A 22,099-nucleotide genomic window follows, 5' to 3' on the forward strand; every position below is an offset into this window, starting at 1 on the left:
GCTACTGCACCCGCACTCTCGGGTCGACAAGCGTGGTGGCGAAGTCCGCCAGGATGGCGCCCAGTGCAAAGATCACGGAGCCGTAGGCCAGGGTGGCCGTGGCGGCATTGACGTCCTGCAACGAGATGGCATCGATGCTCCAGGACCCCACGCCTGGCCAGGCGAAGATCTTTTCAGCGAAGAAGCCGCCGGCGAAGATGGCCGGGATGGTGAAGGCGATGCTTTGGGCCACCGGAATGAAGGACACACGAAGCGCGTGCCGGGCAATGGCCTGGTTCCGGGTGAGCCCCTTGGCCCGCGCGGTGCGGACAAAGTCGGCGTTGACGTTGTCCAGCAGGTATTGCCGCTGCGCAATCTGGTACGCGCCCCAGCCGACGAGTGTGATGGCCACCGTGGGCACTACATAGTGCGCCACCATGTCAACGAAGTGGGCCCAGCCGGGGGCGATGCCGGGGGTGGAAATGCCGGTGACGAAAAAGATCCGCTCACCCACGGATTCGTTGATGTTGATGGCTCCCAGCTGCACCAGGAAGTAGGCGATGGGCGCCGGCACGATGTAGGCCAGGTAGCTGTAGGACGTGATGACACGGTCCTGGAACTTGTACTGCCGTGCCGCCGAATAGACGCCGAGTGCGACGCCGATGACCAGGGTCAGGATGATGGAAGCCAGGAAAAGCCGGGTTGAGATCCAAACGCGGTCCCCGAATTCGGCATTGATGTAGGCACCGTTGGGGCTGCGCCCCCAGTCCCAGCGGGTGACAATGCCGGTGAGCCAGTCAACGTAGCGCTCCCACGGGCTAAGGTCCGGGTCCAGACCCTTGAGCCGCATTGAGTTGGCAACCTGCTCCGGGGTTGGCCGCGGGATCCGCTCCTGCTCGAGCAGTGCCGGCTTGAGCGAGCTGACAGCCAGGAAGTAGCCGGCGGACGTGGTGAGGAAGATCATCACCACATAGGTGATGCCGCGCTTGGCAAGGTACTTGAGCATGGGCGCTGCTGGATCCTTCCGTCTCCCCCGGACAAGCACGGGTTGTGCCGCCTCACCGGGTCCTGCACCAGCGGGTAGCTGGCCTCCCGCAGCCCCAAGGGCAGGTCCTGGTGCACTATGTCGCGGGTCACATTCCAGAGGAAACTATCACAAGCCGTCACCGGAAAAGTGCCGCAATCCCCGGAAACCAGGCGGGCCGTATCAGATCGTTATGAATAGTTCTGTGAAGTTGGTTTGACTGGACGCAAGGGCTCTGAACCGCGTAATCTACGCGCCGCCCGCCACCCGTGTGACAAGATCGCGCCAGGAAGCCGCCAGCCGCCCACTGGTGACTCCGTGCCCGCGGACGAGGTGCAGGAGCCGTTCAGCGTCCAGCGTGGCATTGAGGGATCCCGCCATCAGCCACGGTTCAGGGGAATCGACGCCGGCTTCGCGCAGGAGCATCTCCACGTGCTGGTTCCAGAGCGCGGCGGCCGGGACGTCAAACCTGTCGCGGGAGGCATGGCCGGCGGCGAGGACCAGGTCCCCGTATTCCAGCACGTAGGCGATCCGCTCGGCGCCAAAGGCGACGAGCCGGTCGAGTGGCGCGGCGCCTGGCCCCAGGGGCGGGGGGCCGAACAGGACGCGGGCCTGGAAGGCGGCCTCCGAGTCGTTCAGCAGCGTCAGCATCAGTCCGGCCCGGCTGCCGAAGCGGCGGAAGACAGTGCCCTTGCCGACACCGGCGTGTTCCGCCAGGCGGTCCATGGTGAGTGCCGCCACCCCGCCCTGGCCGATCAATTCCCGGGCGGCCACCAGGAGCCGTTCCCGGTTCCGGGCAGCATCGCTGCGTTCCGCGGCCGTTACCGGTGTCATTCCCGGCCGCACTGGGATGGAACTCACAAAGACAGTGTAGCCACCGGGAATAGAACCGGACTGCGGTCCGTTTAGTCCAGTGATGGCTCTCGAGCCTCTCTCTAACCACACGCGGTCCCCGCCGCGACCCTAGCCAGGAGTTTCCATGACCAAGAGCACCGTCCTTACCCTTGTTGGCAGCCTCCGCGCCGAGTCCACCAACCAGAAGCTGGCCGAAGCCATCCAGCTCAACGCCCCCGAGCAGGTGGACGTGGTGATCCACGAGAGCCTGGGCAACATCCCGTTCTACAACGAGGACATCGACGTGGAGGGCCAGGTGCCGGCTGCCGCCGCCGCACTGCGCGCCGCCGCCGAAGAGGCCGACACCCTCCTGCTGGTCACGCCCGAACACAACGGCACCGTTCCCGCCGCCCTGAAGAACGCCATCGACTGGCTGTCCCGCCCCTTCGGTGCCGGCGCCCTGGCAGGCAAGCCGACCGCCGTCGTCGGTACCGCGTTTGGCCAGTACGGCGGCGTGTGGGCCCAGGACGAGGCACGCAAGGCCGCCGGCATTGCCGGCGCTCAGATCCTGGACGACGTCAAGCTGGCTGTTCCCGGCTCCATGGTGCGTTTCGCCGAAGTGCACCCCAAGGACGACGCCGAGGTGGTGGAGCAGATCAAGGGCATCTTCGACGCCCTGGCCGCCGCAGCACCGGCAGCCTGACCCCACCCACAACCCGGCCGCGCCCGGCACGCAACTCCGCGTGCCGGGCGCGGCTTCGTTAAGGGGCACTTCCCGGGCCGTGACCAACTCTTGTCCCAACCGGTACCTTCCGGACATCCGGGCGGGCAAGGGCAGCCGTAGCGTTAATCCACTGGAAACTACCGGATCGGATTGCGGTGCCGCATGGCAAAAAGACGGAGTTGGGGCGGCGGTGGCCCCGGCAGCCTGACGGCGGCCGCAGGCTGCCTTGCGCTGCTGCTCTCCGCTTGCAGTGCTCCGCTCCCCCAGCCCGAAGGGTCTCCCCTGCCCGCGGCCAGTGGAACTGCCGGAACCAGTGCCGCCCCGCTGGCCCTCCTGCCGGCCACGATGGGCAGCAGTACCACTGGCGCGCAGTATGGACGGGCGGCAGGAAAGCCGGAAAACACCCCGCAGGCAACGGCAGCGCCCACGGCCCCACCGGTAACGGCCTACATGGTGATGGTGGACGACGGCGGGAGGCACGGCGTCCGCTTCGGCTGCAACGACAGCCTGGTTGGCTCCGCCCCGGCGGGCAGCGCCGGGGATGCACGGCTTAAGGCGGCGATCGTAGCCCTGCTTGACGGCGAACAACAGCACGGCGGGCTGTTCAACGCAGTAGGCGGTTCCCGGCTGAAGTTCCTGTCCGGGAGTTTTGACGGCACCACGGTCACGGTTTACCTGGCGGGCAACCTGAAGCCCGGCGGGACCTGCGACCTTCCCCGCATAGAGGCCCAGCTCACCCAGACGGCCCTTCAGGCGGTGGGGGCGATCAGGGCCGACATCTACATCAACGGCGAGACCCTCGCCGATTTCCTGAAATTGAAGCAGGTCAGCCGGTAAATCGTTGATAAACAACTGTTGCTTTTCAAGCAACAAGTAGCTGTATCCTGACTCTGTGACCCACGAAACACTTGACGCTTCCGCAGGCACGCTGCCCGCAGAAGCCATCGACGCGATCGAGCGTGCCGCCACCTCCGCGCACCGGCACGAGGAGCTGTTCTCCGAGCGCGCGGCAAACATCCGGCAGTCGGCAGTCAGGGATGTCTTCGACATCTCCCTGCGGCCCGGCCTGGTGTCCCTGGCGGGGGGAAGCCCCTACCTGCAGTCGCTGCCCCTGGACCGGCTGGCAGCAACGGCAGCCAAAATCATCGCGGAGGATGGCCTGACCGCCCTCCAGTACGGGGCCGGGCAGGGAACGCCGGAGCTCCGCGCGCAGATCTGCGAGGTCATGGCCGCCGAAGGCATCCTGGATGCCCGCCCGGAGAACGTGGTGATCACCGCAGGTTCGCAGTCGGCCCAGGACGTGGCCACCAAACTCTTCTGCAATCCGGGGGACGTGGTGCTGGTGGAGGACCCCACGTACGTGGGCGCGCTCAACACGTTCGAGTCCTACCAGGTCCTGGTGGAGACGGTGGAGATGGACGAATACGGGCTGGTTCCGGATCTGCTGGAGGCTCGGATCGCCGCCCTGCAGCTGGCCGGCAAAAGCGTCAAGTTCCTCTACACCATTCCCAACTTCAACAATCCGTCCGGCATCACCCTAGCCAGGGAGCGCCGGCAGCAGGTGGTGGATATATGCCGCAGGGCGAATATTCTGGTCCTGGAGGACAACCCGTACGGCCTGCTCCGCTTCGAGGGGGAGCCGCTGCCGCCCTTGCGTGCCGCCAATCCTGACGACGTCATCTACCTCGGGTCCTTCTCCAAGATTTTCGCGCCCGGCCTGCGCATTGGCTGGGCGCTTGTGCCGGAGCACCTGCAGCGCCGCTACTACCTGGCGGCGGAGTCGGTGACGCTCTGCCCGCCCGCCCTGAACCAGATGCTGGTCTCGGCCTACCTGCGGGATTACGACTGGAAGGGCCAGATCGGAACCTACCGCGGGCTGTACGCGGAGCGCTGCCGTGCCATGCTGGCCGCCCTCAAGGAATACATGCCCGCGGGGACCACCTGGACCAGCCCGCAGGGCGGCTTCTTCGTCTGGGTCACGCTGCCCGAGGGCGTTGATACCTACCCGCTGCTGCACAAGGCGATCGATGCGGGCGTCGTGTTTATCCCCGGTGCCGCCTTCACGCCGTCGGACGATCCGTCCAACAAGCTCCGGCTCGCCTTCAGCGCCGTACCTCCCGACGCCATCGCCGAGGGAGTGCGCCGCTTGGCGCCGGTGCTGCAGGAAGCCATCGCCGCGCTGTAGCGTAAGCCACACGAGTGCCGAAAACCGAGCAAAGGAGCATGCATATGGCTGGAATCATCGTTGTAGGGGTTGACGGCAGCGAGACCGCGAAGAGGGCGGCGCAGTCAGCCAAGGACCTGGCGGCAGCCCTGGGCGCATCCCTGCACGTCGTGTCCGCCTTCGACAGCGACAAGACCGAAGTGTTCGGCAGCGGCAGCGACCGTTGGATCGTCTCGGACGCCGACGCCGCGGAACAGGTTGCCAGGACGGTGGCGGAATCGTTGGGCCGCGACATCACGGTGACGTACTCTGCCGCCCGGGGACGGCCGGCAGATGCCCTCATCAAGGAAGCCCTGCGGATGGATGCGCGGATCATCGTGGTGGGAAACCGGCGCATGCAGGGCATCGGGCGCGTCCTTGGCAGCGTGGCCAACAGCGTGGCCCACAACGCGCCCTGCGACGTGTACATAGCCAACACCTACGACGCCGACTAACCCCCGGGACGGTCTGCCGGCGTAACGCCGGACACGCCCCGTGGTGGCGGATATCGCTGCGGGGGGTGTCCGTTCTCACCGCTATATCACCGTTTCGGCTGCCGGCGCAAAGATAAAATTGAGGGAGGGCCCCAAAGGCGTGGACACTGACGAATCCACTCCCAGCGAAGGGCTCCCCTTGATTACCTTGCAGCGCCGCCAGCTCGTTGGCCACGACATCCTCCTGGCCCGCCACGGCAACCACATCTCCTCCATGCGGGTGGACCGCAGCAACGGCAGGGTTGTCGCCCTCCTTGATGACGGCACCCTGGACAGCGCCCCCAACCTCATCGCGCCGGGGCTTGAGCTTCCCCAGACCGTGCGGAGCGTCCTGCGCGAGGACTGGAAGCTCCTGGGCGCCTGGGCCGGAATGGCCGCCCTCATGGGCGGCCTGATGACCGCAGCCGCGGTGGTTTTGGGAACCACGGCTGATCCTGCCCTGCTTGAGGCACTCACCGCCTACTCCGCGTACTAATATGTAGTTGATTCTGTCAAGAGGGCCAGGGGAAAGCGGTCCCGGGTTGAGAGCCCGTGGGCCGCTTTTCTGATGTTGGCCATGGCGGGTTGGGCGTGGCCGCATCTTGTGTTGGTCCGGGGCGTCTGGTGGGGTTGGTCAGCGTGTCGTTGGCGACGTGGCGTTGTCAGACTAATATGCGCGGGTTGGTTACCGCAGGACGAGGTGTTCGGCTGGAGCGGATCGCTTCTCTAGGGTCGAGCGTGGCCCCATTTTGGGGTTACTCATAGTCGCGACGCGAGTTCACTCCACGCGCTGCCTTGTGGCCCAACCTGTTCCCAGACGTCCCGGACGTTTCATGGAGCTGGTTGGCTTGTGGCCTTCTGTGCTTCGCTGGCCAATGACCAGCACCAGCTTGCCAGTTCGCGTGCGATGGCGACGTTGGCGATTACAGGCCTTTTCCGGTGTTCCAGGTAGACCAGCCAGCGTTCGTGCAGCCGGCGGTTGCCGGCCTGTCCGCGGGTTCTGGCTGCGGGGGTTGCTGCTTCCCAGCGGGCACGCATTTGCATGGAAGGCCGCGTGTAGGCTCGTCGGTGGTGCCAGGCCGCCTCAATCAGAAGTCGACGCGCGTGGGTGTTTCCGGTCTTCGTGATGCTGCCCTGGGACCGGTGCTGGCCGGACGAGTTTTCGCTGGGGACAAGGCCGAGGTAAGCACCGATGGTGCGCCCTGTGAAGCGGTTCCAGTCTCCGATCTCGACGGCCAGGCCGAATGCTGTGAGTGTGGAGATCCCGCGCAAGCATTCCAGTGCCCTGACGACGGGCGTGTATTCGCTTTCGTAGGCGATTTTAGTGATGGCTTTATCGAGGCGATCGCGCCGGTTCAGTGTTTCTGTGACGGTTTCGACGGCGAGGTCATAGGTCAGTTGCAGGGCCGGGGAGTCGAAATGCTGTTGATAGAGCCAGCCCATATGGGCTTGGGTCCAGGTGTCGCCGCTGTAGCGCAGACCTTGGCGCAGCAAAAGTTTGGAGACCCGGTGTCGGGCGCGCATCAGGTCCCCGCGGGTGTCTTCTCTTGCCCGCACCAGGTCCCGGGCCGCTTCCTGCCCGGGGCTCGGGACGGTGACCTCGGTGATTTGGTCGAGTTTGAGCAGCCGCGCCAGATGCAGGGCGTCGTTCTTGTCGGTTTTGACGCGGTCTCCGCTCGGTCGCTGAAGCTTGGAGGGGGCCGCGACCACGCAATCAATGCCTGCTGCCCGAAGTGCCCTGGCCAGGACAAAGCCAGTAGGACCTGCCTCATAGACCACTCGGGATGGGCCCGGCAGTGCTTTGATCCAGGCGAGAATTTCACCATGATCCGGTGTCAGCCGGTCCCGGAGTATCTCACCCGTCTGGCCGTCGATCGCGCAGGCGACGACCGTGAGCGCGTGGACATCCAGGCCGACGTGAGTACGCTCGTGCATAGCTGGAACCTCCAAACTTCAATTGTGGCTCTGTCCCCAATGGATTAAGTCTGGGGAAAATCCACGTCGTCTTGAAGAGAAGGTTCCAGCCTCCAAAGCGACCAGGTCCTTCTGATAGAGGCCATCACCGGCCCGGTGACAGGATCCGGAACGCGTCGCTCCCACGATACAAGCGTCGAGCACTAAAGCTCGCGGTCCGGATCCGCCGGGCCAGTATGGACTCCAGAAGGACCTGGCCCCCTTCCCCTCAAGGCGCCCACCCATATCGTCTAGGACGGGCGCATCCCGGCAACGGTGCGTTCAGGCCAGCAGCAAGCCCTGCAGCAGCCACCAGATTCCGGCCATCACCATCCCGCCGAACAGCGAGCCGGCCACCACCTGCGCAGGGGTATGAGCCCTCAGGACCACGCGTGACCAACTGACCGCGGGAACCAGGAGCAGCAGCGGCGCCCAGGCGGGGCCGAGCATCAGCACCAAGACGACGGCGGCGCAGGACACGGCAGCGGCGTGGCCGCTCATTTTCCAGAAAGGACTGACGGCCGCCAGGACGGCTACTCCGCCCACCACCGCCAGGACCATCGCGGTCACACTCCGGGGCGCGTCCACAGCGTTCAGCACCAGCAAACCCACCGCAATGCAGCCCAGCGCCATGAGGAGTACAGGGGCGCGCTGCTTCCGGTCGCTCACGTGGTGGTCGGTGACCTTCCCCAGCCGGACCAGCACCAGCAACACCAGGAGCGGAACCACACACACAAAAAGTGCCGCCAGTGCCCCGTAACCGATGGTCCTGGGGAATCCGGCCTCCGGCAAGGGGCTGATCAGCAGTTGGATGCTGACCACCACCGGGGGCTGGAGGACCTCCGTCAGCCACTTGGCGGTGTGGTTCCTGACCCGGATGGAGCCGCTGCTTACCGTCACGTCCTTGTCCAAGACCCCTGGCCCTAAGGCCCTAGTCCAGGAGGAGCGCGGGCTCTTCCAGGATGGCTGCGACGTCGGCCATGAAACGGGCAGACAGGTCACCATCCACCACGCGGTGGTCGAAGGACCCTCCCAGCGTGGTGATCCAGCGCGGAATCACCTCACCGTCCAGGACCCACGGCTTCTGCTTGATGGTTCCGAAGGCAACGATGGCCACCTCGCCCGGGTTGATGATGGGCGTGCCCGTGTCGATGCCCAGGGCGCCGATGTTGGTAATGGTGAGTGTGCCGCCCTGCATCTCGGCCGGCTGGGTCTTCCCTGCCCGGGCGGTGGTGGCCAGGTTGTTCAGCGCCAGCGCCAGCTCCTTCAGGGAGAGGTCCTGGGCGTTCTTGATGTTGGGGACCATCAGTCCGCGCGGGGTTGCAGCGGCAATGCCGAGGTTCATGAAGTGCTTGACATGGATTTCAGCGGTGTCGGAGTCCTCGTTGTCCACCCATGAGGCATTCACGCTGGGGTTCCGGGCGGCCGCCCAGATGACGGCCTTGGCCAGGATGAGCAGCGGCGAGACCTTGACCCCCTCGAAGTCCCGGGAAGCCTTGAGCCGTTTGACGAATTCCATGGTGCGGCTGGCATCGACGTCCACGAAGATGCTGACATGCGGCGCGGCGAAGGCGGATTCCACCATCGCCTTTGCCGTGGCCTTGCGGACGCCCTTGACCGGGATCCGCTCCACGCGCTGGTCCTGCGGCTTACCGGCCTTGCCCCAGAAACCCTCTGCCTTGTCCAGTTCGGCGTCGCGCTGCGCCTGGTAGCTGACCAGGTCCTCGCGCGTCACCTCGCCCCGTGAACCGGTAGCAACAACATCCGCGAGGTCGATGCCGAGATCCCGGGCGATCTTGCGCACCGGCGGCTTGGCCAGCACCCGGTTGACCAGGCCCGTAATGGTGCCGCCAAGGGTGGGCCGGTAGTCGACGGCGGCGGGTTCGGTAGCAGCAGTTACAGCGGCGGGCGTGTGCGGCTGGACGGGCTCGACCTGCGGGGCGTTGACCGTCACGGCGGTGGCGGGCGTGGTCTTCCGCGGGCGTCGCTTGACGGCATCGGCTTTGGGGCCGGAACCCACCAGCGGACCGGCGGCCGGGGCACTTCCACCAGTGCCGCCGTCGGCCGCCGTGTCCTCTGCCGCGTCCTCCGGGAGCTTGCCGTAAAGCGGCTGCACCGGCGTTTCACGGGCAACGGGCGTCTCCGGCGCGCGGACGTCTGCCGGCGTCGGATCGCCGGAGACGTCGTCGCTGACGCTGATGATGGCGGTGCCGACGTCCACGGTCACCCCTTCGTCCACCAGCAGTTCGGTGACCGTCCCGGCAAACGGGGAGGGCAGTTCCACGATGGACTTGGCGGTTTCAATCTCGCAAAGGACGTCATTGATGGCGACGGCGTCGCCCGGCTTGACCTTCCAGGAGACGATTTCCGCCTCGGTGAGGCCCTCGCCGACATCAGGCAGGTTGAACTTGTTCAGGGTCATGGTGTCCTCAGTAGGAGAGGGCGCGGTCCAGCGCCTCCAGGATGCGGTCGATGTCCGGAAGGTAGTCTTCCTCCACCTTGGCAACGGGATAGGGCATGTGGAATCCGCCGACGCGGATCACCGGCGCCTCGAGCGAGTGGAACGCACGTTCACTGATGCGCGCGGCGATTTCACCGCCGATTCCACCGAACGTGGGTGCCTCGTGCGCCACGATCAGCCGGCCGGTCTTCTGGACGGACGCGGTGACGGTGTCGAAGTCGATCGGCGAGATGGACCGGAGGTCGATGACCTCCACACTCCTGCCGTCCTCCGCCGCGGCGTTGGCGGCGGCAAGCGCAACGGGAACCAGGGGACCGTACGCAACCACCGTGGCGTCAGTGCCTTCGCGCAGCACGTGGGCCTTGAACGGGTCTTCAGACGGGCCCGGCGTCTGGACGTCGACGTCGCCCTTGAGCCAGTAGCGGCGCTTGGGCTCGAAGATGATCACCGGGTCCTGGCATTCCACGGCCTGCTGGATCATCCAGTAGGCGTCGTGCGGGTTGGAGGGGGTGATGATGCGCAGGCCTGCCGTATGGGCGAACAATGCCTCGGGGGATTCGGAGTGGTGCTCCACGGAGCCGATGCCGCCGCCGTACGGGATGCGGATGACGACGGGAACGGTGAGGTTGCCGTGGCTGCGGGCGTGCATCTTGGCCAGCTGCGTGGTGATCTGGTTGAAGCCGGGGAAGACGAACCCGTCGAACTGGATCTCGCAGACCGGGCTGTACCCGCGCAGGGCCAGGCCGATGGCGGTGCCGATGATGCCGGATTCGGCCAGCGGTGTGTCCACCACCCGGTCCGGGCCGAACTCGCCGATCAGGCCGTCCGTCACCCGGTAGACGCCACCCAGGGGGCCAATGTCCTCGCCCATCAGCAGCGACTTGGGGTTGGCGGCCAGGGTGGCCCGAAGGCCCTCATTAATGGCCTTGGCGATGGTCATGGTGGTCATCAGTGGCCTGCCTTTGCTGCCTGCCCGGCGGACTCTTCCCCGCCGGCGAATCCTGCACTGTACTCCTCGAACCACGCCAGTTCCTCGGCCACCAGCGGGTGCGCCTGGGCATAGACGTTGGCGAAGGCCTGCCGGATGTCCGGGTTTTCAAGGTCATGGGCGGTGCGCCGGACATACGCGGCCAGCTCGTCGCCGTCGGCTTTGACCTTGGCGAAGAAGTCATCGTCCGCAAGATCCTGGCCCCGCAGGTACTTCTCGAGCCGTGTTAACGGATCCTTGGCGCGCCAGGCGTCTTCCTCTGTTGACGGGCGGTATTTGGTGGGGTCGTCGGCGGTGGTGTGGGCACCCACGCGGTAGGTGAACGCCTCGATGAGGACGGGCCCGTTGCCCTGGCGCGCATGCTCCAGCGCCCACTCGGTGACCGCGTGCACGGCGATCACGTCATTGCCATCCACCCGGATCCCGGGGAAACCGTAGCCCTTGGCGCGGTTGGAAAGCGGCACCCGGGTCTGGACGTTGGTGGGTACCGAGATGGCCCAGTGGTTGTTCTGGCAGAAGAACACCACCGGCGCTTTGTAGGAGGACGCGAACACCATGGACTCGTGCACATCGCCTTCAGAGCTGGCGCCGTCGCCAAAGTAGGCAATGACGGCAGCATCGGGCTGCCGGCCGGCCGCGTCCGATGCTGCGGCAAGCTTCTGGTCGCGCTGGATCCCCATCGCGTAGCCCACGGCGTGGAGGGTCTGGGCAGCCAGAACCAGGGTGTAGAGGTGGAAGTTGGTGTCCTTGGGGTTCCAGCCGCCGTTGGAGACTCCCCGGAACTGGCGCAGGAGTTCGGCCAGATCCACGTTGCGGGTCAGCGCGACACCGTGCTCGCGGTAGGTGGGGAAGATGTAGTCCTGCGGCTGGCTGGCCCTGCCCGAGCCGATCTGCGCTGCTTCCTGGCCCGTCAACGGTACCCACAGTGCCAGTTGGCCCTGGCGCTGAAGGGCGGTGGCTTCAACGTCGAACCTGCGGATCGCAGCCATGTCCGCGTACAGCCCGCGCAGGTCCTCCTGGGTCAGTTTGTCCGCGTAGGCACTGAAGACCGGGTCGGTGCCCAGCTTCCCGTCGGGGCCGAGCAGTTGCACCATCTGGGCCGCGGGCTCGCCCATCACGGCCTCAGCATCGGCTTCCCGCTGGTCGTCTACCGCTGTTCCGTCGAACTCGGTGGAAGGCAGATGAGTGCCCATACCGTCTCCTTGCTTGCCGCATCCGGATGCAATGCAAATGTCGCTGGGATATATGCCTCACAAGGAATACATTCCCTTTACGGCATATACATTGGCTTACTGATCCTAACTTTATCTTCGGTAGGTAGCGGGAGGGCTACTTGTTAAGTGCTAGGAAGTTGCCGGTGCCTTTGTATAGTCGGCACACAACTGGAGGAATCGCGTGTTCGCGTCCGGTTCCCCTATGCTGACTCTCACACCCTCCCCGGGGAAGGCCCGCACGGAGAGCGCGCGGGTCCCTGCCAGTTCCGCGAATGCGGCACTTTCGGCACCCAGTGCAAGCCATACGAAGTTGCCCTGGGCATCCGGAATATTCCATCCGAGCTCCCGGAGACCTGCTGTTACCCTCGCGCGTTCATCCACCAGTTTTTGTACCCTTTCCACAACCTGGGCGTAATTCCCAAGGGAAACAATTGCGGCTTTTTCGGCTATTTGGGAGACGGCGAACGGGGTAGCGGCAACCCTGAGGTACTGGGCCAACTCCGGATGGGAGACGCTGTAGCCCACACGCAGGCCAGCCAGGCCGTGTGCCTTGGAAAAGGTCCGGAGCACCACCACGTTCGCGTATTTGCGGTAGAGGTCGATTCCGTCGACGGCGTCGGCGGCCCTGACAAATTCCTGGTAGGCCTCGTCGATGACCACCACGACGTCGGCCGGCACGGACCGGATGAAGGCTTCGGTTTCAGCCGCGGCAAGGGCCGGCCCGGTGGGATTGTTGGGGGTGCAGAGAAGAATGACTTTGGTGCGGGCGCTCACGGCGGCCGCCATCGCCTGCAGGTCATGCCGCCCGTCAGCGGTCACGGGGACGCGCACGCTTTCGGCACCTGCCAGGCCCACGCTGATGGGGTACGCCTCAAAGGAGCGCCAGGCATAGATGACTTCGTCCGCCTTGCCGTCCTCGTTCTGGCCGGCAAAGGCGGCAAGGATCTGGTTCAAGGCGCCCAGGCTTCCAGCCCCGGTGACGATGTCTTCGGCGGGCACGTCAAGGAATTCCGCGAGGGCCGCCCGGAGTTTGCTGCTCAGCGGATCCGGGTACCTGTTGAAGTCCGTCTGGTTGGCAATCGCCTCAAGGACGGCCGGAATCGGCGGCAGCGGGTTTTCGTTGGATGACAGCTTGTAGCTGGCGAGTCCAGCAACGGCGGCCGGCGGCTTTCCTGCGGCGTAGCGGGGCAGCCGGTCCAGCACGGGGCGGGGTGCGATGCCGCCGGCCCTGGTCTCAGGTGAAGTCATGGCTTATAGCCTACTTCCAGGGCACCGGGGGGCTCCGGGAGCAACCCGGGAAATTGAGGGTATGCCGCCAGCCACCCACCAGGACCCGTATGGAAGCATGGTGCCATGGGTTCACTTATCCTCCGGGTCATTGTCAATGCCGCAGCTCTTTGGGTGGCCAGCTGGATCCTGCCGGGAATGGACATCTCCAGCACGGCGGCATCGGATGCGGTGGCCAGGACAGGCATTTCGCAGGACACTGACACCATTGGGATTGTCGTGGCCTACCTCTTCATCGGCCTCATCTTCGGTTTGGTGAACGCCTTCGTGCGGCCACTGGTCAGGCTCATGGCGCTTCCCATCACCATTCTGACCCTCGGCCTGTTCGCGATCGTGATCAACGCCGCCATGCTGTACCTGACAGCCTGGATCAGCAGTTACACGCCCGTACACCTCACCATCGATTCCTTTTTCTGGACCGCTGTCCTTGCCGCGATCATCATCTCCCTGGTCTCACTGGTGGCGGGCTTGCTGCCGGGCGGCAGGCGCTGACTACAGGGCCGGATGAGAACCCCCAAGTAGGCGGGCGGGCGGAAACAGGTACCCGACAGGTGCGTCCCCGTGGGCTATTCCCAAAACTTCAGTACCCGCCACCCATGACCCCCAAGGTACGGCCCGCTTAGGCTGCCAAACGGGCCCCTCCAGAGGCCTGCTTGCTGCCAGTTTCCACACACGGGGGGCCACGAATGAAGCCCATCAGAATCCTGCTTGCCGCCTGCCTGCTTTTGGCTTGGCAGGCTGGCCCGGCCCAGGCGGACGCCGAAACATGGCCGGGCCCGCACGGCGCCGCCGCGCTGGGCAATGACATCTCGTGGCCCCAGTGCGGGGGCGATCTCCCGGCACCCCCGGCGTTCGCCGTGGTGGGTGTCAACGGCGGGAGGCCGGAAACCGTCAACCCCTGTCTGGCGGCCCAACTGGCCTGGGCGGACCAAACGTCAGATGCAGCCGGGGGAACTCCCGCGGCGGTCTACGTGAACACCGCCGCGACAGGACCTGTGGATTCGCTATGGTGGCCGGCAGGCAACACTTACCACGGTAGGGACATTAATAATCCCTACGGGGTGTGTGATGGCAGTGATACACCTGCCTGCGCCTACGTCCACGGCTACGCCATGGCCCTCACTGACGTGGCGATCCTGAAGGAATCGGGCGATGCCGGGGAGCGGCGCATGTGGTGGCTGGACGTGGAAACCGGAAACAGCTGGCTGTGGGACAAGGCCGTCAACGCTGCCGAACTGGAAGGCATGACCGCGTACCTGGAGAGCACCGGCGTGGACGTGGGCATCTATTCCACCGAGTACCAATTCGACGAAATTGTGGGCGAGGTGGGTCCCGGCAGTAACCTCTACCGGCTGCGGAATTGGCTGGCGGGTGCGGAATCCACATCCTCTGCCCAGGAATACTGCACCGCTTCCCCCCTCACGTCCGGCGGCACCGTCGCGCTGACCCAGTTCACTGAAGGCGACCTCGACTACAACTACCGTTGCCCCGCCGCCGCCCCGGCAACGGCTCAGCACCCGGAGCCGCAGCCGGCTCCGCAACCGGAGAAGCCGCGCAGCAGAGCGCACGCGGAATTGCATGCCGCGCAGATCTCTTGAACCCTGCTGACCTGGATGGCTGCAAGGTTCCCCCCGGCGCCCGCTCCTGACAGGCACATTCCTACTTGGCACCCGGCTGCACCCGGCCTGAAAACGGGTCCCTGCGTTCCCTCGGAAGGGCAGGCGGTGGCGGCTTGGTCAGGGAAAACCGGGTGGCAGTGGCAGCACCGCCCGCGCCCAGGACCCCGCCCAGCACGGCCGTGGACTGCATCAGGGAAGGGTCCCTGCTGGCGGTTACCAGCCGGGCCGCCTCCTGGTAACCGCCGAGATTGTGGCCCGGTCCCAGTCCGGCCTTTTCTCCCCCGCGGACATAAAGGTCGTTGGTCACTGTCACCGTGACTTGGTTCCGGGCGTCCCGGTTGGCCACGCCGTCGCTGCCCGGCACCCAGTCCGTGCGGTGTTCCAGGTGCAGGGTGCTGACGTCGGGGGGAGGCATGATGCGTGAAATGGGCGATCCGGCAGTCAGGACGTACTTCATGTCGTACTCCTTCAGGAACTCCCGGTCTGCCGCCAAGTTCATGGCGTGGATGCCGCCCTGGCTGTAACCCACCGCCACCACGTCCGCTCCCGGCTCGGCACCGGCCGCCCGGAGCGCCTGGAGGACAGCGGCATTCACCTGCCGGGAGCTGCTGCCCAGGCCATCGGCAATCCCGGCAAGATCGAAAGGATTGGTGCCCTCGTCTTCGTCATGCACCTGGGTTCCCGGTACCACCACCACGTATGCCTTCGCACCCCTGTTGTCCACCTCGATGACTTCGATGTAGCCGCTGCCGCGCTCCTCGATCAGCCTCACCCGTTCAAGCAGGCCGGCAGGAGTGGCATCCAGATCGATGGGCACCTGTTCCTGCTGCCGGGCCGTGACCATGCCCGGTCGCAGCGCGGGGTTGACTCCCTCAACCAGTGACTTAAGCATCGGAAGGCTGGTTACTGCATTCGCCACCAGCATCTCCATGGCATCTCCATTGAGGAATCCTGTGCGCCAGAAGTCCACATGCTTTTGGAGTTCAACATCCGGATCCGACAGGCCCAGCATCCACTGCGTGTGGGCAGCCGATTCAGCGATCTCGTAGTCCCGCCTGCAGGTCCGCACCTGGCTGCTGATCCGCTGCAGCTCCAGCCGGACTTTGACGACCGCCTCGCGCGCATCCCCCACGGCAATGAGCGCGGCCGTCCCCGTGGTTCGCGGCTGGTTCTGGTAGGAACCAAGCTCCTGCCACGTCCCGGAAAGTTCCGCCTCGATCGCGGCGAGGCTGCCGGCGAGTTCATCGAGCTTTCCGGCCCCCACATCCAGTTCCTCCAATTGGACGGTGATGCCACCCACGCCACCTGAAACTGTCAGGATCCCGTCCGGGGGCGGGGGTGAGACGTGGATGGATCCTCCTGAGCCGGAGGGTGTTGCATCGGCCATCAGAAACGGTTGCCAGGCGAACAATCGGCGGTCAACGCCGCCCGCGCGTGGGCGGCCACTGCGGCAGAGGCTTCCCGCAGCCGGTCCAGCGCCCTCCGGACCGCCACCGCCTGCAGGCTTACCGAATCGCGGTACGCCTGCCCGGCGGGCGATTCCCAGTTCGCCAACTGAATCTCGTGAAATCCTGCAAGTACCTCTTCCGTCCTGTCAGAGCATTGGGCCACCCTTCGGGCCAGCTCCTGGACTTCAAGGCTGACGCCCAGCCCGCGGCCCCATATTCCGTCCGTCAGATCGTTCCCCATGCCAGCTTCCTGTCGCCGCCTCCCGGGCGCATGATTCGCCCTGACCTTGCCGATACCAACGCTAGGGAGGCCTCCTCCCCGGGGTAAGCACCGCCGCCCGCTATGTGGATAAGTAACGTGGTTGCCCGGCTTAAGGCCGCGCCGGACTTCGTGAAAGAATCAGCACATGCCTGAAACTGCCGCCACAGCTGATACCCGTACGCCCTCAGGACGCCTGGCCCTCGCCGCGTCATCGGAAAAAATCGCGCTCGGACCCCTGGACGGCCGCTACCAGTCCGCCGTCGCCCCCCTCGTTGACTACCTGTCCGAGGCAGCCCTGAACCGTGACCGCGTTGCCGTTGAAGTCGAATGGCTCATCCACCTGACCAGCAACAATGTGCTGCCGGGCGCCGGGCCCCTGACCCGGGAGCAGCAGGACCAGCTCCGCGCCATCGTCACCGAGTTCGACGCCGCCTCCGTGGCCGAACTCGCAGAGATCGAGGCCGTCACAGTCCACGATGTGAAGGCCGTGGAGTACTACATCGGCCGCCGCCTGCCCGTGATCGGCATTGAAAACCTGACCGCCATGGTGCACTTCGGCTGCACCTCCGAGGACATTAACAACCTGTCCTACGCGCTCGGGATCAAGGGTGCTGTGGAGGACGTGTGGCTGCCCGCAGCCCGCGCCCTGGTGGGACAGATCAGCAAAATGGCGGAAGACAACCGAGCCGTCCCCATGCTGTCCCGGACCCACGGGCAGCCGGCCACCCCCACCACGCTGGGCAAGGAGCTGGCTGTCATCGCGCACCGGTTGACCCGCCAGCTGGACCGGATCGCAAAGACGGAGTACCTGGGCAAGATCAACGGCGCCACCGGCACCTACGCCGCCCACGTGGCCTCCGTACCGGGCGCCGACTGGCAGCACGTCTCCAAGTCCTTCGTTCAAGGGCTCGGGCTGACCTGGAACCCACTCACCACGCAGATCGAGAGCCACGACTGGCAGGCAGAACTGTACGCCGACGTGGCCCGCTTCAACCGCATCCTCCACAACGTCTGCACGGACATCTGGAGCTACATCTCCATTGGCTACTTCGCGCAGATCCCTGTTGCCGGCGCCACGGGTTCGTCCACGATGCCGCACAAGGTCAACCCCATCCGCTTCGAGAACGCCGAGGCCAACCTGGAGATCTCCAACGGACTGCTGGACACGCTGGGCGCAACGCTGGTTACCTCCCGCTGGCAGCGCGACCTCACAGACTCCTCCAGCCAGCGCAACATCGGCGTGGCGTTCGGCCACTCGCTGCTCGCCATTTCCAACGTGGCCAAGGGCCTGGAACGCCTGGACGTCGCTGAGGACGTGCTCGCGGCGGACCTCGACACCAACTGGGAAGTCCTGGGCGAGGCAATCCAGATGGTTATGCGCGCCGAGGCGATTGCCGGCGTCGAAGGCATGGAAAACCCGTACGAGCGGCTCAAGGACCTTACGCGCGGCCAGCGCGTGGACGCTGCCCGCATGCAGGAGTTTGTGCAGGGCCTGGGCCTTTCACCGGAGGCTGAGGCACGCCTCCTGGCCCTCACGCCGGGCAAGTACACGGGCATCGCTGACCAGTTGGTGGACCACCTGAAGTAAGCCCCGCAGGAGGGCAGGAACGTACGACGGCGGCGCCGGGCTCCCAAGGGGCCCGGCGCTTTTCTGCGCCCCGGCAGCGTGACGGCCCTCCGCCGTACCTCGGCCACCTTCCGGGGTGCGAAACTGGAATCATGAAGTTGCTCCTGATCCGCCACGGCGAAACCCCCGGCAACGTGCTGGGCCAGTTGGATACCGACCACCCCGGCCCCGGACTGACCGAACTGGGCGAACGCCAGGCGGAGGCCATGGCACGCTCCCTTGCCAACGAGCGCATCGGCGCCCTCTATGCCTCCACGCTTATCAGGACCCAGATCACCGCTGCACCGCTGGCGCGGCTGCATACCCTTGATATCGAGGTGCTGGACGGGCTGCACGAAATCGAGGCGGGGTCGCTGGAAAAACTCACTGACCACGAATCCCACAAGCGCTACATGGGGACGGTCATCTCCTGGGCCGCCGGGGACCTGGATCTTCGGATGCCTGCAGGTCCGAACGGCCACGCCTTTTTTGAACGGTTTGACGCCGCCATCGCCGAGGTGGCGGAGCGGGCCGAAAGGCAACAGCATGGCACCGTTGCCGTGGTCAGCCATGGTGCCGCGATCCGCACCTGGGCCGGACTCCGGGCGGACGGTGCCGACCACGAATTCGCCGCCCGCCACGTCCTAGCCAACACCGGGATCGTGGCTTTGGAGGGCGACCTGCGTGCGGGCTGGAACCTGATCCACTGGGACGGGAGCCCGGTGGGTGGCCTTGCCCTGGCAGACCCCACCGCCGAGGACCCTACGGGGCGGGACGTGTCCGCGCCCTAAACCCGCTGCCGGTGGCGCCGGGGCGAAAATATGCCCATTGCCCTGCACGGGACTGCGTCCGCATGCACCCGCGGGGGGCTGTAGCTGCGCTGGCCGTCCCGGCTGCCTTCTCCGGGCACTGGCACCAGGGGAATCAGGCGCGCGGCCATCCCCGCGGCGCCTGCCGCCGTCGGCCGTTCCCTGGGATCCATGGCGGTGAGGGCACGCAGCAGGACCGCCCATTCACCGAGCTGGTCGGGAACGTCCGGGGACCGAAGGGTCCGCGCCACGAGGGATTCGATGGCGGTGCCCGGAAACGCCTTGGAGCCGGTGAGAAGCTCCAGCAGGACCAGGCCCATGGAGTACACATCCCAGGAGGGCTCAACTGCGCCGCCGGATGCCTGCTCGGGGCTCATGTAGTGCACGGTGCCGGAGGAAATTCCGGGTTCGGGCGCAGACCCCGCCGCGGCGGCGATGCCAAAATCAATGATCCGGACGGGACTTCTCCGCAGGCCGCTCAGCATCAGGTTGGCCGGCTTGATGTCCCGGTGAACAAGTCCGTTGGAGTGAACGTGCGCCAGCGCAGCGAAAAAATTCCGTGCCCACAGCGCAACATCGGCCGGACCGGGGTTCTGTACCCGGATGGTTTCGGCCAGGCTCGTGCCAAAAGCCAGTTCCTCCACCAGAAAGGGGCGCCCGGAATGAGGGCCGCCCTGAGGCATGACGCCCTGGGCAAGAAGCCGAGCAATGGAGGGGTGGTTGAGCCTGGCCAGCACGTCGGCCTCATTGCGGAGCCGCTGGTGCTGCTTCCGGCCATTGGCTGAGGCGATCTTTACTGCCGCATCAGGACCGCCCTCCAGGTCAACCGCGCGAAAGACCTCGGCAGCAGCCCCACGGCCCAAGCGTTCCCTGAGCTGGTAGCGGCCGGCAATAAGACCGCCGGCCCCAGTTTTCATCGGGTCAAGCGGCAGTGTCGGCGCTGCTGTCGCCGCGATGCTCATGCGGAAAGGGCGACGGAGGCGCGCGGTGCGCCGAGATCGGCGGCAGGCCACGCGTCCAGCTGGAATCCGCAGGCGCAGCGCCATACTGGCGGAAGCTCAACGCCTCCCGTATCGGTTGGCCCGAACGTGTAGCTGGCACCTTCCCATCCCACGGCCGGGGTCACCAACCGCATGGCGGCACCGCAGTGAACCGCGGGCTCTCCCTGCGGCGCAATGGTGCCGTCCAGGGGAACTTGCAGCAGCCCGCCCGTCACGTACGTCACGGCAGCGCCGGGACTGGGCGGTGAAACTTCGGTGAAAGTAACCAACACACTCACGACTCCGTTGGGAAGCAACTTCGGGAACGATCGTAAGCTTACATATAACTAGCTGATCTAGCTAGTCCAGCTAGTGAATTTTGTTGTGTCAGGCTTCAGGAGCTTGAAGGGCGTCCGTCATCCGCTGGAGGAAATCCACCACCACGCGCGCCTCGTCCACGGTCAGACCTTCGGCCACCTGCATCATCCGGCGATGCATTGCACCAAGCGTCTCGCGGACTTCCTTGTCCGATTCACCCGTGGGGATGACAACGACGGAACGGCGGTCGGTGGGGTGTGGCTCGCGGCGGACATGTCCGCTGGCAACCAGCCGGTCGATCAGGGAGGTAGTGGAGGCGCTAGTAATATTGAGGAAATGGCTCAGGTCCTTGGGGACAACCTGCTTGCCGGAGGCCTGGACGCGCAAGAGGTACCGGAGTGCAAGAATGTCGGTTTCCCCCATGCCCATGGAGTCCCTGGTGGACCGGCGGATTTCCGTCTCGGCTGCCCGATAGTCCCGGAGCGACTTCAATACCGCAGCACTGTAGTCCAGCTGCCCATCGGGTCCGTACCAGTAGCCGGATCCCTCGTTGCCCATGGAAACCATGTAACTATTTTAGACCACCTGGTAACTAGGCGACCGAGCAATCCTGAAAAGGCCCTCCCCGTTCACGTTATCCAGGTGCTAACCGCCAGGAAACACCTCCGTAACTCCTCGCGCCTAGCCTTGTGAGGCATACCCCTCCGGCGAATCGAGGCAGATATGCAGACCAACCCAAGGCTGAACATCCGGCAGGTCTCCTGGTCCCACCCGGTTGGCGCCGACCTCCGCCGGGCCCAGCAGGCCGAACTTGACGCCCGCTTTGGCCGGCCTGACCACGAACCCGGCCAGCCGCCGTCGGGCGCCGACTGCGCAGTCTTCCTGGTGGCATACGACAAGGGCTCCGGGCAGCCCGTGGGCTGCGGGGGACTGCGGCTCCTCGATTCATCAACAGCCGAAATCAAGCGTCTCTACGTACTGCCCTATACCCGCGGGTCCGGCGTGGCCAGCTCCATCCTGGCAGCCCTCGAAGCGGAGGCACACAAGCAGGGGATCACCCGCATCAAGGCGGAGGCAGGGTCCGCGCAGCCGGACGGCCGGAACTTCTACGAGAATTCGGGGTTCGAGGCCATCCCGAACTTCGGGCCCTACGTCGGAGTGGAACACTCCTACTGCTACGCCAAGAGCATCAATGCCCGCAGCGCGGCCCACACCGCCATGGCCTAGCACCGGAGCCCTGGCATCGCGCGTCCCGCATGCCATCGCTTGGCACCGTCACACTGGGATTGCATGCAGCCCCGTCAGCTAATCTCAGCCTATGGAAACAGCGGACATCACCTTCCGGACCCGCAAGTGGGTCCGGCCTGAGGACCTCAACGCCAACGGGACACTCTTTGGCGGCAGCCTGCTGAAGTGGATTGACGAAGAGGCCGCCATCTACGCCATCCTCCAGCTGGGAAACGGCCGTGCCGTCACCAAATACATCTCGGAGATCAACTTCGTCAGCTCCGCCGTCCAGGGCGACCTCATCGAAATGGGCCTCACGGCCACCCGGTTCGGGCGGACCTCGCTGACCATGCGCGCGGAAGTCCGCAACATGATCACCCGGCAAAGCATCCTCACCATCGAGGAGATCGTCTTCGTGAACCTGAACCAGGACGGCAAGCCCGAACCGCACGGCTACACGGAGATCACCTACGACAGGGATCGGATCCCCACGCATCACCTGATTGGCACTGTCGCCAAGGACTAACGTTCGCCCCTGGTTCACACCCAGGGCCTCCGCCGTTTCCCCAACTGGACCAATGTGGGCAGCCGGGCTGTTTATCGAATCGATAGCTATAACAGCCCGGTTTTTGTCATGCCCGGCTATAGGCTGTGCGGACATGCTCCGATTCCAGTCCAGAAATGAGTCCT

At 65.4% G+C, this 22,099-nt stretch carries 24 protein-coding genes; 11 read left to right on the forward strand and 13 right to left on the reverse strand.

The window, feature by feature from the left end; translation table 11 throughout:
• Window position 1: 1 nt before the first annotated feature.
• Together FBY33_RS04400 and FBY33_RS04405 are read right to left on the reverse strand one after the other, a co-directional pair.
• Entirely contained in the window at window positions 2–985 is a 984-nt protein-coding gene (locus FBY33_RS04400; protein WP_142029468.1) for an ABC transporter permease, read from the reverse strand.
• A 267-nt stretch (window positions 986–1,252) separates the two neighbouring features.
• Window positions 1,253–1,864: a TetR/AcrR family transcriptional regulator gene (locus FBY33_RS04405; protein WP_442858315.1), complete on the reverse strand. Its 612-nt coding sequence runs from the start codon at window positions 1,862–1,864 to the stop codon at window positions 1,253–1,255.
• Window positions 1,865–1,982: 118 nt separating this feature from the next.
• Here FBY33_RS04405 and FBY33_RS04410 point away from each other — a divergent pair, with 118 nt between their 5' ends.
• From FBY33_RS04410 to FBY33_RS04430, 5 genes are all read left to right on the forward strand, one after another.
• Entirely contained in the window at window positions 1,983–2,540 is a 558-nt protein-coding gene (locus FBY33_RS04410; protein WP_056335685.1) for an NAD(P)H-dependent oxidoreductase, read from the forward strand.
• 183 nt (window positions 2,541–2,723) lie between these two features.
• A complete protein-coding gene (locus tag FBY33_RS20595) occupies window positions 2,724–3,398 on the forward strand; it encodes a GerMN domain-containing protein (protein WP_235010445.1) in 675 nt (224 codons plus the stop codon).
• Window positions 3,399–3,453: 55 nt separating this feature from the next.
• The gene (locus FBY33_RS04420; protein ID WP_142029469.1) at window positions 3,454–4,746 is read left to right on the forward strand and encodes an aminotransferase-like domain-containing protein; all 1,293 of its coding nucleotides are present in this window, start codon (window positions 3,454–3,456) and stop codon (window positions 4,744–4,746) included.
• 44 nt (window positions 4,747–4,790) lie between these two features.
• Complete coding sequence (locus FBY33_RS04425) at window positions 4,791–5,219, forward strand: universal stress protein (protein WP_142029470.1); 429 nt, start codon at window positions 4,791–4,793, stop codon at window positions 5,217–5,219.
• 178 nt (window positions 5,220–5,397) lie between these two features.
• Window positions 5,398–5,733, forward strand: coding sequence for a hypothetical protein (locus tag FBY33_RS04430; protein ID WP_082566808.1), 336 nt, complete (start codon window positions 5,398–5,400; stop codon window positions 5,731–5,733).
• Between the two features lie 335 nt (window positions 5,734–6,068).
• On the opposite strand, the gene FBY33_RS04435 is transcribed toward FBY33_RS04430, so the two are convergent.
• The 6 genes from FBY33_RS04435 to FBY33_RS04460 all read right to left on the reverse strand — a co-directional run bounded on the left by FBY33_RS04435 (window position 6,069) and on the right by FBY33_RS04460 (window position 13,101).
• Complete coding sequence (locus FBY33_RS04435; protein ID WP_142029471.1) at window positions 6,069–7,172, reverse strand: IS110 family transposase; 1,104 nt, start codon at window positions 7,170–7,172, stop codon at window positions 6,069–6,071.
• Window positions 7,173–7,472: 300 nt separating this feature from the next.
• Window positions 7,473–8,090, reverse strand: a complete 618-nt coding sequence (locus tag FBY33_RS04440) for a phosphatase PAP2 family protein (protein ID WP_142029472.1) — start codon at window positions 8,088–8,090, stop codon at window positions 7,473–7,475.
• Between the two features lie 31 nt (window positions 8,091–8,121).
• The gene (locus FBY33_RS04445; RefSeq protein ID WP_142029473.1) at window positions 8,122–9,612 is read right to left on the reverse strand and encodes a dihydrolipoamide acetyltransferase family protein; all 1,491 of its coding nucleotides are present in this window, start codon (window positions 9,610–9,612) and stop codon (window positions 8,122–8,124) included.
• Between the two features lie 7 nt (window positions 9,613–9,619).
• Entirely contained in the window at window positions 9,620–10,600 is a 981-nt protein-coding gene (locus FBY33_RS04450) for an alpha-ketoacid dehydrogenase subunit beta (RefSeq protein WP_142029474.1), read from the reverse strand.
• Window positions 10,600–11,832: a pyruvate dehydrogenase (acetyl-transferring) E1 component subunit alpha gene (gene pdhA, locus FBY33_RS04455; protein ID WP_142029475.1), complete on the reverse strand. Its 1,233-nt coding sequence runs from the start codon at window positions 11,830–11,832 to the stop codon at window positions 10,600–10,602. Before pdhA ends, FBY33_RS04450 begins: the two co-directional genes overlap by 1 nt.
• Window positions 11,833–11,982: 150 nt before the next feature.
• Entirely contained in the window at window positions 11,983–13,101 is a 1,119-nt protein-coding gene (locus tag FBY33_RS04460) for a histidinol-phosphate transaminase (RefSeq protein ID WP_142029476.1), read from the reverse strand.
• Window positions 13,102–13,206: 105 nt separating this feature from the next.
• Between FBY33_RS04460 and FBY33_RS04465 the strand changes: the two genes are divergently transcribed.
• Both FBY33_RS04465 and FBY33_RS04470 read left to right on the forward strand, forming a co-directional pair.
• A complete protein-coding gene (locus FBY33_RS04465) occupies window positions 13,207–13,632 on the forward strand; it encodes a phage holin family protein (RefSeq protein ID WP_142029477.1) in 426 nt (141 codons plus the stop codon).
• A 194-nt stretch (window positions 13,633–13,826) separates the two neighbouring features.
• On the forward strand, window positions 13,827–14,738 hold the full coding sequence (locus FBY33_RS04470) for a hypothetical protein (protein ID WP_142029478.1): 912 nt from the start codon (window positions 13,827–13,829) through the stop codon (window positions 14,736–14,738).
• A 61-nt stretch (window positions 14,739–14,799) separates the two neighbouring features.
• Here the strand turns inward: FBY33_RS04470 and FBY33_RS04475 are convergent, their stop codons facing one another.
• Window positions 14,800–16,146, reverse strand: a complete 1,347-nt coding sequence (locus FBY33_RS04475) for a hypothetical protein (protein ID WP_235010446.1) — start codon at window positions 16,144–16,146, stop codon at window positions 14,800–14,802.
• Entirely contained in the window at window positions 16,146–16,448 is a 303-nt protein-coding gene (locus FBY33_RS04480) for a hypothetical protein (RefSeq protein ID WP_142029480.1), read from the reverse strand. Before FBY33_RS04480 ends, FBY33_RS04475 begins: the two co-directional genes overlap by 1 nt.
• A gap of 166 nt (window positions 16,449–16,614) precedes the next feature.
• Here FBY33_RS04480 and purB point away from each other — a divergent pair, with 166 nt between their 5' ends.
• Both purB and FBY33_RS04490 read left to right on the forward strand, forming a co-directional pair.
• Window positions 16,615–18,057 carry an adenylosuccinate lyase gene (gene purB, locus FBY33_RS04485; RefSeq protein WP_142029481.1) on the forward strand — a complete coding sequence of 481 codons (1,443 nt, stop codon included), beginning with the start codon at window positions 16,615–16,617 and terminating at the stop codon, window positions 18,055–18,057.
• A gap of 131 nt (window positions 18,058–18,188) precedes the next feature.
• On the forward strand, window positions 18,189–18,866 hold the full coding sequence (locus tag FBY33_RS04490; RefSeq protein ID WP_056335725.1) for a histidine phosphatase family protein: 678 nt from the start codon (window positions 18,189–18,191) through the stop codon (window positions 18,864–18,866).
• Here the strand turns inward: FBY33_RS04490 and FBY33_RS04495 are convergent.
• From FBY33_RS04495 to FBY33_RS04505, 3 genes are all read right to left on the reverse strand, one after another.
• Window positions 18,863–19,846 carry a serine/threonine-protein kinase gene (locus tag FBY33_RS04495; RefSeq protein ID WP_142029482.1) on the reverse strand — a complete coding sequence of 328 codons (984 nt, stop codon included), beginning with the start codon at window positions 19,844–19,846 and terminating at the stop codon, window positions 18,863–18,865. The genes FBY33_RS04490 and FBY33_RS04495 overlap by 4 nt on opposite strands.
• On the reverse strand, window positions 19,843–20,163 hold the full coding sequence (locus FBY33_RS04500; RefSeq protein ID WP_235010447.1) for a hypothetical protein: 321 nt from the start codon (window positions 20,161–20,163) through the stop codon (window positions 19,843–19,845). The genes FBY33_RS04495 and FBY33_RS04500 overlap by 4 nt, the downstream gene beginning before the upstream one ends.
• A gap of 88 nt (window positions 20,164–20,251) precedes the next feature.
• Entirely contained in the window at window positions 20,252–20,749 is a 498-nt protein-coding gene (locus FBY33_RS04505) for a MarR family winged helix-turn-helix transcriptional regulator (RefSeq protein WP_142029483.1), read from the reverse strand.
• Between the two features lie 156 nt (window positions 20,750–20,905).
• Between FBY33_RS04505 and FBY33_RS04510 the strand changes: the two genes are divergently transcribed.
• Both FBY33_RS04510 and FBY33_RS04515 read left to right on the forward strand, forming a co-directional pair.
• Window positions 20,906–21,409 carry a GNAT family N-acetyltransferase gene (locus FBY33_RS04510; RefSeq protein ID WP_142029484.1) on the forward strand — a complete coding sequence of 168 codons (504 nt, stop codon included), beginning with the start codon at window positions 20,906–20,908 and terminating at the stop codon, window positions 21,407–21,409.
• Window positions 21,410–21,500: 91 nt separating this feature from the next.
• The gene (locus FBY33_RS04515) at window positions 21,501–21,935 is read left to right on the forward strand and encodes an acyl-CoA thioesterase (RefSeq protein WP_142029485.1); all 435 of its coding nucleotides are present in this window, start codon (window positions 21,501–21,503) and stop codon (window positions 21,933–21,935) included.
• Window positions 21,936–22,099: the final 164 nt, after the last annotated feature.

It is taken from the genome of Arthrobacter sp. SLBN-112 (assembly GCF_006715225.1).
GTDB lineage: Bacteria > Actinomycetota > Actinomycetes > Actinomycetales > Micrococcaceae > Arthrobacter.

Excerpts from the sequence above, each read along its gene's own strand:
- FBY33_RS04490 (WP_056335725.1), top strand. The coding sequence starts at position 18,189 with ATGAAGTTGCTCCTGATCCGCCACGGCGAAACCCCCGGCAACGTGCTG.
- FBY33_RS04460 (WP_142029476.1), bottom strand. The coding sequence starts at position 13,101 with ATGACTTCACCTGAGACCAGGGCCGGCGGCATCGCACCCCGCCCCGTG.
- FBY33_RS04400 (WP_142029468.1), bottom strand. The coding sequence starts at position 985 with ATGCTCAAGTACCTTGCCAAGCGCGGCATCACCTATGTGGTGATGATC.
- FBY33_RS04445 (WP_142029473.1), bottom strand. The coding sequence starts at position 9,612 with ATGACCCTGAACAAGTTCAACCTGCCTGATGTCGGCGAGGGCCTCACC.
- FBY33_RS04470 (WP_142029478.1), top strand. The coding sequence starts at position 13,827 with ATGAAGCCCATCAGAATCCTGCTTGCCGCCTGCCTGCTTTTGGCTTGG.
- FBY33_RS04505 (WP_142029483.1), bottom strand. The coding sequence starts at position 20,749 with ATGGTTTCCATGGGCAACGAGGGATCCGGCTACTGGTACGGACCCGAT.
- FBY33_RS04465 (WP_142029477.1), top strand. The coding sequence starts at position 13,207 with ATGGGTTCACTTATCCTCCGGGTCATTGTCAATGCCGCAGCTCTTTGG.
- FBY33_RS04480 (WP_142029480.1), bottom strand. The coding sequence starts at position 16,448 with ATGGGGAACGATCTGACGGACGGAATATGGGGCCGCGGGCTGGGCGTC.
- FBY33_RS04495 (WP_142029482.1), bottom strand. The coding sequence starts at position 19,846 with ATGAGCATCGCGGCGACAGCAGCGCCGACACTGCCGCTTGACCCGATG.
- FBY33_RS04425 (WP_142029470.1), top strand. The coding sequence starts at position 4,791 with ATGGCTGGAATCATCGTTGTAGGGGTTGACGGCAGCGAGACCGCGAAG.
- FBY33_RS04510 (WP_142029484.1), top strand. The coding sequence starts at position 20,906 with ATGCAGACCAACCCAAGGCTGAACATCCGGCAGGTCTCCTGGTCCCAC.
- purB (WP_142029481.1), top strand. The coding sequence starts at position 16,615 with ATGCCTGAAACTGCCGCCACAGCTGATACCCGTACGCCCTCAGGACGC.
- pdhA (WP_142029475.1), bottom strand. The coding sequence starts at position 11,832 with ATGGGCACTCATCTGCCTTCCACCGAGTTCGACGGAACAGCGGTAGAC.
- FBY33_RS20595 (WP_235010445.1), top strand. The coding sequence starts at position 2,724 with ATGGCAAAAAGACGGAGTTGGGGCGGCGGTGGCCCCGGCAGCCTGACG.
- FBY33_RS04515 (WP_142029485.1), top strand. The coding sequence starts at position 21,501 with ATGGAAACAGCGGACATCACCTTCCGGACCCGCAAGTGGGTCCGGCCT.
- FBY33_RS04410 (WP_056335685.1), top strand. The coding sequence starts at position 1,983 with ATGACCAAGAGCACCGTCCTTACCCTTGTTGGCAGCCTCCGCGCCGAG.
- FBY33_RS04435 (WP_142029471.1), bottom strand. The coding sequence starts at position 7,172 with ATGCACGAGCGTACTCACGTCGGCCTGGATGTCCACGCGCTCACGGTC.
- FBY33_RS04475 (WP_235010446.1), bottom strand. The coding sequence starts at position 16,146 with ATGGCCGATGCAACACCCTCCGGCTCAGGAGGATCCATCCACGTCTCA.
- FBY33_RS04450 (WP_142029474.1), bottom strand. The coding sequence starts at position 10,600 with ATGACCACCATGACCATCGCCAAGGCCATTAATGAGGGCCTTCGGGCC.